Raw genomic sequence first — 10,716 nt, 5'->3', positions numbered from 1 at the left:
TAAATTATACTTACACGTACAGGCCTGAAGCAGGTAATGTACAAATTATTTTGTATGACGGTTCTGGTTTAACAACTGCGCATACCATAAAAATAACTACTGTAGCATATGTACTAAGAACAGACGTCTGGATGGATGCTCAGGGTGCATCTGATAATAATACCGTAGCTAACTGGGTACATGACATGACCTGGACGGTGATGGGAAGCTGTGACTTGCATGATTTAGTGAAAAATAGTGCAGATCCGTTAAAAGACCACCAACGCGTCGCATTTTTGTTTTATGGAACATCTACAAATGCAACATTTTATTCGCCATCCGGTTCAAGTAACATAGGCAAAAATATCTATTGCGGAACAAACCAATGGGGAGTGCCTCCAACGGATATATCAGCCATGAAAGCTACTAAATTCAGGGCTATCTTAAGAGACGACAATGCCGCCACAGCAGCTTTTTACGCAAATATAGAATCAGGAAATATCACCAGTTTGGATGATGAAGCTTTTACAGGAATAAAAGCCCCAAGTTCTTCGCAGGCTAAATATGTAGAGAACCCCGCTGATGGAGGCGCCAATGAATTTAATGCAACTACACGGAATTTGATATGGGCACAGGTTCCTAAAGAGAATGGTGGTATAGTAAACGTAATTCTGAGGGTAAAAGAAGTAAATTATAGTACTGCTGCTCCTAAAGAAGCAACTATTAAGTTCGATATGTATGTTCAAAAGTAAATTTTCAAAAGGAATGTATTAATTAAAATACCGTATCATTTAGATTATCGAATCTGAATGATATGGTATTTTAGCTTTCTATTTAAACCTAAATATATGCCGAAATTCAATTTCATACTTGGAGTCTTCTTATTGGGATCTTCATTAACACAAGCCAAAAACACAATCGTTTCTTCTCCGTCAGAACTGAAGAAAGCTGTTCAAAATGCATTACCAGGTGATACCATATTTTTGGAAAGCAAAGAATGGCAAAATGTAAACCTGGTTGTAGAGGGAAAAGGTACCTCTGTAAAGCCAATTGTTATTACGCCTAAAAATTCAGGTAAGGTGGCCATAACAGGACAATCATCATTAAAAATAGCTGGAGAACATTTAGTAATAAAAGGACTTCATTTTAAAGATGGTTACACATCGGAAAAGGATTTAATCGTTTTCAGAGTAAATAATGACAAATTGGCAAACAACTGTCGTCTTACAGAATGTGTAATTGAAGGTTTTAACAATCCGGAGCGTTTCAGAAATGAAAACTGGATAGTGTTATGGGGAAAGAACAATAGGGTAGATCATTGTACTTTTATAGACAAATTAACAGCTGGTCCGGTTTTAATTGCCGAGTTAAATGATGAACGAAGCCAGCAAAATTATCATAGTGTAGATCATAATTACTTTAAAGGCCGTCAGCGTTTTGGTTCAAATGGAGGCGAGACAATTAGAATAGGGGTTTCCAGATACTCGTTAACACCTTCCAGAACACAAATTGTAGATAACTATTTCGAACATTGTAATGGAGAGGTCGAAATTGTCTCTATAAAATCAGGAGAAAACAATATCAGTAGAAATACTTTTTTTGAGTGTGAAGGTGGATTAGTGCTAAGACATGGTTCGGGCAATGTGGTAAACTCTAATCTGTTTATAGGAAACAATAAACCTTTTACTGGTGGTGTTAGGATTGTTAATCCCGGTCATAAAGTAACTAATAACGTTTTTATGGGGTTGAGGGGTACAGGTTTTAGATCGCCTATTGCTGTAATGAACGGAGTACCTAACTCGTTAATCAACCGATATTATCAGGTCGTTGATGCGCAAATAGAGAATAATACATTCGTAGACTGTACTCCGCTTACATTTGGTGCAGGTAAAGATGCAGAGCGTACCTTGTCCCCGCAGAGAGTTACATTTCAAAAAAATTTATTTATAAATCCTTCAGATCCGGTTTATCATGACGAAAATAATGACGGTGGAGTTTTAATAACCGATAATGCAGTAGACAAAACCAACGTTGGAAAAGGTTTCAGCCAGATCAAAACTACTTTTTTTACTAAAAATGGAACTACAGTTCCTCAAGCCAAAGGCTTTGGTGCGGATCCTAAAAAGCTATCCTTCATTACCGTAAAAGATGTTGGTGCAAAATGGTTTAATCCGGATAAAACCATTCCAAATGTAAGAAACAAAGCCATTGCTATTAGATCGTCTGAAATTAAAAGCCTGCAGCAGTATATAAATAAAGCCAATGCGGGTGATACTATTTTACTAGCGGATGAAGGAGTTTACCGATTGGAATCTGAAATTATCATCAATAAACCAATGGTAATTGCAGCAGATAAGGAGCTAAATAAAAAGCCAATTTTTGTAAATGCGTCTTACAAAACTTTGCCTGCATTTATCACCATCGAAAACGGAGGATCGTTACTGGTAAAAAATATAGCTTTTCAGGGCGCTTTTGAGAGCTATGGAAATGTTCAGGCAGGAATCAGGTCTACAGATAAGCCAATGAACATGCACTATAATTTAACCATAGACGGATGTGAATTTTACGATTATAATGAAGGTTCATTTGCGGGCTTTAAGGCTTCTAAAAGTACATTAGCAGATAGTTTAGTGATTAAGAATTCCTTGTTTAGAAATATCTCGGGAACAGCTGTAAATATTGCCGAAGAAAAAGAAGATAGAGGAATTTACGGTGCAGAATATACAATTGTTATCAATACTGTATTTACAAATATACTCGGAAGTGCAATAAATGTTTACCGTGGAGGGAATGACGAAAGTACATTAGGGCCTTTTGTAACTATAAACCATTGTACTTTTAATGAAGTGGAGAACAGAGAGCAGGGAACTGCCGTAAGATTAGCAGGAGTACAGCATGCATCAATCACAAATAGTATTTTTTCTAATACTGGACAAGGAGGCCGTTCTATAGAATTCAGAGAGTTCAGATGGGACAATATATTGGTAGATTACTGTAATTTTTATAATTCAGGAAGAGTAGAATCTTTCTACAACAAAGTTATGGGCAATAACATATACAACGCCGATCCGAAATTTGTTAATATTAATCAGTTAAACTTTAACCTTAAAAGTGAGTCTTCTTTAAAATCTAAATCATCAGATGGTAAAGTATTGGGAGCTCAATTAAACTAATCTTCATTAAGATGAACTATAAAGACTTAACCCTTTCATTGTTTCTATTATTCCCAGTACTTTCTCAGGCTTGTGCGTCAGAAAAAATTACTGAAGACATTCATGTCTCTCAGCCTCAGACAAAAGAAGGAAATATATATCATGTTGGTTCTATTGAGCAATTTAACATGCTAAAATTACAACCGGGAGATAAAGTGATCTTCAAAAAAGGAGTGTGGAAAGATCAGCAGATTAATATTAAAGCCAATGGGACTAAAGATAAACCTATATTGATTACCGTTGAAAAAGCAGGAGAAACTGTATTTAGCGGAAACTCAAATCTTAAAATAGATGGTAGTTGGCTTGTAGTAGATGGTTTTGTTTTTAAAGATGGATTTTCCGAAAAAGCAGATGTTATTCTTTTTACAAAAAATGCTTCAAATAGCAGATTAACAAATTCTGTGATATTTGACTATAATCCTTCTGATAAAACCCGGGATTACAAATGGGTTTCTTTAAACGGGGAAAATAATAGGGTAGACCATTGCGATTTTACGGGCAAAACACATCAGGGGACTACTTTGGTGGTTTGGTTAGATGAGAAACCAAATTATCATAAAATAGATTATAATTACTTTGGTCCGAGACCAGCACTGGGAGTGAACGGAGGTGAAACTATAAGAATAGGCACAAGTACATGGTCTATGCATGACTCTTATACTACCGTAGAGAATAATGTTTTCGATAAGTGTGATGGAGAGATGGAAATAATATCTATAAAATCAGGCCATAATATTATCAATAATAACCTTTTTTATGAATGTAATGGAACGGTAACTTTCAGACATGGTAACTTTAATACTGTTTCTAACAACTACATGATAGGAAATGGTAAAAAAAGTACCGGGGGGATTAGAGTGATAGGCGAGAATCATAAAGTTTTTGGTAATTATTTGCAAGGTTTGGATGGGAATGGATTGAGAGCTGCTATTGCCGTTATGAACGCCTTAGAAAAGCCTCAATTACATGAATATTTTCAGGTAATTGACGCCCAGATTTATGACAATATTATTGTAGATTCTAAAGAAGCGATCAATCTTGGGTCTGGTAAAAATGAAACCAGGGTTTTGGCCCCTAAAGGTGGCTTTCTGAAGAACAACTATGTTATTAACACCCGTACCCTTTTAAAAGTTGAAGACGAACCACAAGGGATGTTAATAGAGAATAATCAGGCTGACGCATCGCAATTACCTGCAGGTTTTATAAAAATGGGTACAGATTTAATAAAATCAGATGATATCTGGCAAAAGAAAAGCAATATAAGAGTGCCATTTTGGAAGAATGTGAAGATAGGCCCTGAATGGGGCTCAACTAAGAATTTTTAATTGACAGATCGGTTTCATTAATAAGAGAAAAGGCTGTTAGTTAACAGTCTTTTTTATTTATTACATAAGCTGTATAGACCATAATCGAATAATTTTTATCGAATCCACCCTGGCTTTATTACAAATCGTTAACAAAGCAAAGCTTAAATTTGCAGATTCAATTTTGTTGCAAAAGCATTTTTAGGCATGGAAGAAGAAAAAAAGCAAGTTAATTGGAATGCAATTATTGCTGTAGTCGGTGTGTTTTTTATATCTGCAAATTTAAGAGCTGCTATAACCTCCGTTGGACCGGTTATTTCAGAAATAAGTGCTCAGCTGCATATGAGCAATTTCCAATCTGGCTTAGTTACTACCATACCTTTAATGGCTTTTGGATTTTTATCGGTAACAGCACCAAAACTCGCTTCTAAAGTTGGAATAGAAAAAGTGCTTTGGTTTTCTATGCTCGTTCTGGCATCCGGACTCATTATAAGAACTCTTGGGAATGTTGGTCTTCTATTTTTGGGAGCGGCACTGATAGGAACAGCTATAGCGATGGGAAATGTGTTAATGCCGGCATTTATTAAGGACAGATTTCCTGCGCATATGGGAGTTGTAACAGGTGTCTTTACTGTATCTATGAATCTCGTTGGGGCATTAGCTGCGGGATATAGTATAAAAATGGGGAAAATTACCGGATGGGGATGGAAAGGATCAATAGGTATTTGGTTTATACTGGCTTTAGTTGCTTTCTTTATTTGGATCCCTCAGCTTATAAATAAAAAAAAACATATTAAACCAAGCATAGCAACAGAACAAAAAAAGGAGAGCTTCGGTAGTTTGCTAAAATCGCCTTTAGCGTGGTATATTACATTGTTCATGGGATTACAGTCCTGTTTGTTCTATATGCTGGTAGCATGGCTTCCGGTGATTTTACAAGATTGGGGAATGACCAAAGAACAATCCGGATGGACATTTTCTTACGTCCAACTCGCACAATTACCTATAACTTTTATTGGGCCAATTTTGGCAGTCCGGATGAAGAACCAGGCTCCCTTGGTTTGGCTAACAGCAATAACTTTATTGCTGGGAACTATAGGTATTGTATGCTATAAAACTACATACATAGTTCCTTCTGTATTGGCTATCGGGTTTTCAGGAGGCTTGGCTTTCAGTTTAGCAATGATGTTTTTTATGTTGCGTACAAACTCATCCGTGAGAGCAGCTCAGCTTTCGGGCATGGCACAATCTTTCGGATACCTGATAGCTGCCTGTTCACCACCTTTGTTTGGCCTTATTTATGATTTAACCCTGGACTGGACATATCCGCTTCTGCTTTATGTTTTTTTATCTATTGCCCTGTTAACCCTGGGGTTGCTAGCTTCCAGAAATAGGTATGTTTAATCTGTAACTATTTCTATTGGATTACTTAACACCACATGAACAGGACATTTATTCGCAATTTGTTTTAATCTGGCAATTTGGTCATCATCCAGATTGCCTGTAAAATCGACCTGTTTTTTGAATTTTGTGGTCTTAGTTTCCGGATCGGTGACAATAGAAACATTGACAATAATCTCATTTAAATCCCACTTTTTTCTGTCGGCATACATTCTTACAGTAATTGCCGAGCAGGAAGCTAATGAAGAAGCCAAAAGTTGGGAAGGGGAAAGCCCCTGATTAGTGCCTCCAACTTCTATAGGCTCGTCCGCTATAACTTGATTGGTGTTATCTGTAATTATAGTTCTGTATCTTTCGTTGGCATTATAAGCCGTAACAGTATGTATATTCGATGTCATATTTCGTAAATTTCTAAAGGTAAACCATCCGGGTCAGAAAAAAAAGTAAAACGCTTCCCGGTTATTTCATCTATCCTAATATCTTCTGTATAAATCTCATTTAGCGTTAAATGCTCTATAGTTTTTCGTATATCCGTAACCGCAAAAGCCAGATGTCTCAAGCCGGAAGCTTCTGGTCGGGATACTCGTTTTGGTGGTGCGGGAAAAGAAAACAATTCGATGATGTAATTTCCGTTGAGTGCCAGATCTAATTTATACGATTTTCTTTCAGACCGGTAAGTTTCGTTAATGATTTCCAAACCCAATATTCTGGTGTAGAAATCTTTAGAAACTTCGTAATTAGAGCAGATAATAGCAATATGATGTATTCTTTCAAGCATATATTTAAATTCAAAACTATCAGCCTGTATAGGCAGAAACTAAAAATCTGAATTTCCTAAAATAAGAAATCGTGATTACATACTTAACATAAAGTAGTGATCACGATTATTTGGTTTGGTTCTTTGTTTATTTTTTTAGCAAATAGTGCACATCGCTCAACTCTTTCAATCGTTTAGCCGCTTGTTCTGGAGTGATATCTCTTTGCGGATTAGCCAGCATTTCATATCCTACCATGAATTTTTTAACTGTTGCCGAACGAAGCAGAGGCGGATAAAAGTGCATATGCCAATGCCATTCGGGATGTTCGCCATCATTTACGGGAGCCTGGTGCATTCCTGCTGAGTAGGGAAATGATGTTTCGAAAAGATTATCGTATTTTATTGTTAATTTTTTCAATATCTGTGCAAAAGCCTGTTTTTCGCTATCAGTAAGTTCAAGAACATTTTGAACCTGTCTTTTACTTACTAATAATGTTTCAAAAGGCCAGACTGCCCAAAAGGGTACTAAAGCAATAAAATGTTCATTTTCGCAGACAATCCTTTCCTGTTTTTTTTGTTCCAGCTCAATATAGTCAGTAAGTATACTCTTACCTTTTTTGTCAAAATATTGCTTGAATTGGAAGCTTTCTTTTGCTGGTTCTCCAGGAATTGTACTTTGCGCCCAGATTTGGCCATGTGGATGAGGATTACTGCATCCCATAATTTCGCCTTTATTTTCAAAAATCTGAATGTACTTAATCCACTCATTTTTGCTTAAAGAAGAAAACTCATCCTGCCAAAGTTCAATCACTTTTACAATATCGTTTTCGTCCATTTGTGGCAAAGTCAGATCGTGTCGCGGAGAAAAGCAAATAACCCTGCAAATTCCTTTTTCACTGGAAGCCTGTAATAATCCATCTTCCAAATTCCCAACGGGAGTGTCTTGTAACAAAGCGGAAAAATCGTTGGTAAAAGCATAAGCACTAGTATAATTAGGATTTATACTTCCATCGGAACGAGTGTTTCCCGGACATAAATAACATTTTTCATCGTAAGCTGGTCTGTTATCAGCCGGTAAGTTTTCTACTTTTCCCTGCCATGGTCTTTTGGTTCTATGCGGGGAAACCAAAACCCATTCACCCGTAAGGATGTTTAATCTTTTATGTGGATGTTCTTCGAAATTAAAGCTCATTATTCAATCCTCTTATAATATTCTTGTTCCGTCTTCTATTTGAGTAATGTAGACATTCATACCCTTATTCATTTTCTGGAAATAAAGGTCCTTCATTCGTTTCACAACCTGATCTACTTCAGGTTCTTTTACCAGGGCAATTACACAGCCGCCGAAACCTCCGCCCATCATCCTTGCACCTAAAATTGCAGATTCTTTTTTAGCATTGGCGGCAATAAAGTCTAATTCTGGACAGCTTACTTCATATAATTTGCTTAGTCCTTCATGCGTATCGTACATTTTTTGTCCGAAGGCTTCTATATCCCCGCGTTTCAAATCTTCGCAAGCATTTAGCAATCTGTCATTTTCTTCAACAACATATTTACATCGATTGTAAATATCTGCGCTGGCATCCTTTAAGCAGGTTTCTACCATTTCTATGGTAGCATCTCTCAAAGTTTTAACTTCAGGATAGCTTTGTTGTATAATAGAAACACCTTCTTCACACTGGCTTCTACGTACGTTGTACTCAGATGAAGCCAGCGAATGTTTAACCATAGAATCGAAAAGAACAATTTTTATACCTTTCAGGTCAAAAGGAACATATTCATATTCCAGTGATCTGCAGTCTAATTTGATGACATGTTTCTGTTTACCGAATACACTGGCAAACTGATCCATGATCCCGCATTGCAGACCTACGAATTCGTTTTCTGCTTTTTGTGCCTTTTGTACCAAAGAAAGTTTGTCTAAACCAAGGTCGAAAATATGGTTCAGTGCAAAAGCAACTGCACATTCTAGTGCAGCAGACGAAGACATTCCGGCACCTAAAGGAACATCGCCTGAAATAACAGCATTAAAGCCCCGAATGTGTTTTCCTGCTTTCAATAACTGATCTACAACTCCTAAAATGAAATTGGGCCAATTATCATCAGAATATTTATAGTCTTTAAGCGTAGTTTGATGTTTTTTATTAAGATCGGCGGCTATTAATGAAATTACATCGTCTTCTCTTTTACTAATTGCAATGTAAATACCTTTATTTATAGCTGCAGGTAAAACGAAACCCATATTATAATCGGTATGTTCTCCAATGAGGTTTACTCTTCCTGGTGAACAAACAACGATAGGGTGGTCCTGATCGAAATTTGCTTTAAATGTTGAAATAACTAATTGATGAGATTGTTCCATTTAATTTATCTAAATTAACTGACTAACAGGTTTTTGAGACAGGTCTCGTTAAGTATTAGTCAATATAATCATTTTCCTTCTAAAATTTTTTTGAAATTATAGTAAATAAAGTCTTTAATATTGGATAATATTACGTATTAATTGGATTATTTTGCTAACATGAAAAAGAAGAAAGGCTTTTCAGGTGAACGTATCATAGACATAAAAAGTGTTTTAAAAGAACAGGACTTGGGAAGTCTTATGTTTTCAAAAATCGGTTTTTTCCCAAAAGCCAGACATCAGTACAACGATGGAATGGAAAAAGAGCAATATATATTGTTGTATTGTGTAGAAGGATTTGGCGAGATAACTATCCGCAATAAAAAATATATATTGAATGTGGGAGACTTCTTTATTGTGCCAAAATCAATTAATTATATCTATTGTGCCAGTAAAGAAAATCCCTGGAGCTTTTATTGGTTTTATTTCAAAGATAATTCAGATTGGGTAGCAAAGACGCTCGATTTTTTTTACAAGCATAATGGCGATTATAAGGGAAGCCTTGCTTATAACGAAGAAAGGGTTTGTTTATTCAACGCCATATTCGACAAACTGAATAAAGGTTACAGCGCAGACAATTTAAAAATGTTGGAGATGTGTTTATTGAATTTTTTGAGCTCGCTTGTTTTTAGTACAAATTCACATAAAAAAAATCAGTACAGTAAAGCCAATAGAATAGAAGAAGCAATAGAATTCATGAAAAGAAAAGTCGACGGAAATTTATCTTTACCAGAATTAGCTAAAATTCTAAGTTTATCAAATTCTCAGTTTTCTCATCTTTTCAGAGAAAAAACAGGTGTATCTCCTTTAGAATATTTTAACCAGCTAAAGGTAAAAAAGGCTTGTAAATATCTGGAAAATACTGGTTTACAAATTAAACAGATAGCTTATAAAATTGGTATTCAGGATGCAGCATATTTTTCGCGTCTTTTTACAAAAACAATAGGAATATCACCGGTTAAGTACAGGCAGGAGATACTAAAGAAATAATTTGGTATGTCTTTTGAATTGATAGTCATGTTTTATAAATAAAATTTTAAAACTATGATTAGAAACTCAATTAAAATGCTTGCTGTAGCAGCTATAGTAACATTTAGTATGAATAATAACAATGTTAAAGCGCAGGAGTCTAATCCTGACGGAACACGTACACGACTGGGAATTGGTTTAGGTTTAGGTGTGCCAACCAAAGACAACGCCGATTTTGTAATAGCACCAGATCTTAGATTGCAACATGATTTGGTAGGGAGAACTTCCTTAACGTTAACTACCGGATATTATGGTTTTTTAGGTAAGCCCGAGGTAGCTGGAGAAAAAATCGGTTCAGATCTAATTCCGTTAAAAGCAGGTGCTAAATTCTTCTTTGGAAATACCTTTTATGTGCAACCGGAAGTAGGGGTAGCATTCTCTGTAAAATCAGATCATGGAACTCCATTTGTATGGGCTCCCAATATAGGTTATGCCAATCAGAAATGGGATGTTGGTTTAAGATATGAAGGTTTTGAGTACGATGGCGGAAGTAATGGTATGGTTGCGTTAAGAGCAGCGTACTCTTTTAACCTTTCAAAATAGTCATGATTTTGTATTTTTAATAATAAAAGGCCCTTTTTAAGGGTCTTTTTTATTAAAAGAGATATAAAATTATATATTTATATAACTTTA

At 35.8% G+C, this 10,716-nt stretch carries 10 protein-coding genes; 6 read left to right on the top strand and 4 right to left on the bottom strand.

Annotated features, from left to right (window positions below; all coding sequences use genetic code 11):
• The 4 genes from ABWO41_RS10545 to ABWO41_RS10530 all read left to right on the top strand — a co-directional run.
• Nucleotides 1–731: hypothetical protein (locus tag ABWO41_RS10545; protein WP_353137472.1), on the top strand; the 731-nt coding region annotated here is incomplete at its 5' end.
• A 96-nt stretch (nt 732–827) separates the two neighbouring features.
• Nucleotides 828–3,152 (top strand): chondroitinase-B domain-containing protein, encoded by a 2,325-nt coding sequence (locus ABWO41_RS10540; RefSeq protein ID WP_353137470.1) that lies wholly within the window; start codon nt 828–830, stop codon nt 3,150–3,152.
• A gap of 11 nt (nt 3,153–3,163) precedes the next feature.
• Entirely contained in the window at nt 3,164–4,516 is a 1,353-nt protein-coding gene (locus ABWO41_RS10535) for a polysaccharide lyase 6 family protein (protein ID WP_353137468.1), read from the top strand.
• 186 nt (nt 4,517–4,702) lie between these two features.
• Complete coding sequence (locus tag ABWO41_RS10530; protein ID WP_353137466.1) at nt 4,703–5,899, top strand: CynX/NimT family MFS transporter; 1,197 nt, start codon at nt 4,703–4,705, stop codon at nt 5,897–5,899.
• Here the strand turns inward: ABWO41_RS10530 and ABWO41_RS10525 are convergent.
• From ABWO41_RS10525 to galK, 4 genes are all read right to left on the bottom strand, one after another.
• Nucleotides 5,896–6,294, bottom strand: coding sequence for an OsmC family protein (locus ABWO41_RS10525; protein WP_353137464.1), 399 nt, complete (start codon nt 6,292–6,294; stop codon nt 5,896–5,898). The two genes, ABWO41_RS10530 and ABWO41_RS10525, sit on opposite strands and share 4 nt — an antisense overlap.
• The gene (gene gloA2 / locus ABWO41_RS10520) at nt 6,291–6,674 is read right to left on the bottom strand and encodes an SMU1112c/YaeR family gloxylase I-like metalloprotein (RefSeq protein ID WP_353137462.1); all 384 of its coding nucleotides are present in this window, start codon (nt 6,672–6,674) and stop codon (nt 6,291–6,293) included. The genes ABWO41_RS10525 and gloA2 overlap by 4 nt, the downstream gene beginning before the upstream one ends.
• 127 nt (nt 6,675–6,801) lie before the next feature.
• Nucleotides 6,802–7,845, bottom strand: a complete 1,044-nt coding sequence (locus ABWO41_RS10515; protein WP_353137460.1) for a UDP-glucose--hexose-1-phosphate uridylyltransferase — start codon at nt 7,843–7,845, stop codon at nt 6,802–6,804.
• Nucleotides 7,846–7,857: 12 nt separating this feature from the next.
• Nucleotides 7,858–9,015 (bottom strand): galactokinase, encoded by a 1,158-nt coding sequence (gene galK, locus ABWO41_RS10510; protein WP_353137458.1) that lies wholly within the window; start codon nt 9,013–9,015, stop codon nt 7,858–7,860.
• Nucleotides 9,016–9,174: 159 nt separating this feature from the next.
• Between galK and ABWO41_RS10505 the strand changes: the two genes are divergently transcribed.
• Both ABWO41_RS10505 and ABWO41_RS10500 read left to right on the top strand, forming a co-directional pair.
• The gene (locus tag ABWO41_RS10505) at nt 9,175–10,044 is read left to right on the top strand and encodes an AraC family transcriptional regulator (RefSeq protein WP_353137456.1); all 870 of its coding nucleotides are present in this window, start codon (nt 9,175–9,177) and stop codon (nt 10,042–10,044) included.
• Between the two features lie 54 nt (nt 10,045–10,098).
• Nucleotides 10,099–10,626, top strand: coding sequence for a hypothetical protein (locus ABWO41_RS10500; RefSeq protein ID WP_353137454.1), 528 nt, complete (start codon nt 10,099–10,101; stop codon nt 10,624–10,626).
• Nucleotides 10,627–10,716: the final 90 nt, after the last annotated feature.

Source organism: Pseudopedobacter sp. (assembly GCF_040392825.1).
In the GTDB taxonomy this organism is placed as follows: Bacteria; Bacteroidota; Bacteroidia; order Sphingobacteriales; family Sphingobacteriaceae; genus Pseudopedobacter.
The sequence above is the reverse complement of the archived record's forward strand: the minus strand, read 5'-3'. Positions and strand labels throughout refer to the sequence as shown.

What these genes read in the sequence shown, in the direction of transcription:
- gloA2 (WP_353137462.1), bottom strand. Translation starts at nt 6,674, where the DNA reads ATGCTTGAAAGAATACATCATATTGCTATTATCTGCTCTAATTACGAA.
- galK (WP_353137458.1), bottom strand. Translation starts at nt 9,015, where the DNA reads ATGGAACAATCTCATCAATTAGTTATTTCAACATTTAAAGCAAATTTC.
- ABWO41_RS10500 (WP_353137454.1), top strand. Translation starts at nt 10,099, where the DNA reads ATGATTAGAAACTCAATTAAAATGCTTGCTGTAGCAGCTATAGTAACA.
- ABWO41_RS10540 (WP_353137470.1), top strand. Translation starts at nt 828, where the DNA reads ATGCCGAAATTCAATTTCATACTTGGAGTCTTCTTATTGGGATCTTCA.
- ABWO41_RS10505 (WP_353137456.1), top strand. Translation starts at nt 9,175, where the DNA reads ATGAAAAAGAAGAAAGGCTTTTCAGGTGAACGTATCATAGACATAAAA.
- ABWO41_RS10535 (WP_353137468.1), top strand. Translation starts at nt 3,164, where the DNA reads ATGAACTATAAAGACTTAACCCTTTCATTGTTTCTATTATTCCCAGTA.
- ABWO41_RS10530 (WP_353137466.1), top strand. Translation starts at nt 4,703, where the DNA reads ATGGAAGAAGAAAAAAAGCAAGTTAATTGGAATGCAATTATTGCTGTA.
- ABWO41_RS10525 (WP_353137464.1), bottom strand. Translation starts at nt 6,294, where the DNA reads ATGACATCGAATATACATACTGTTACGGCTTATAATGCCAACGAAAGA.
- ABWO41_RS10515 (WP_353137460.1), bottom strand. Translation starts at nt 7,845, where the DNA reads ATGAGCTTTAATTTCGAAGAACATCCACATAAAAGATTAAACATCCTT.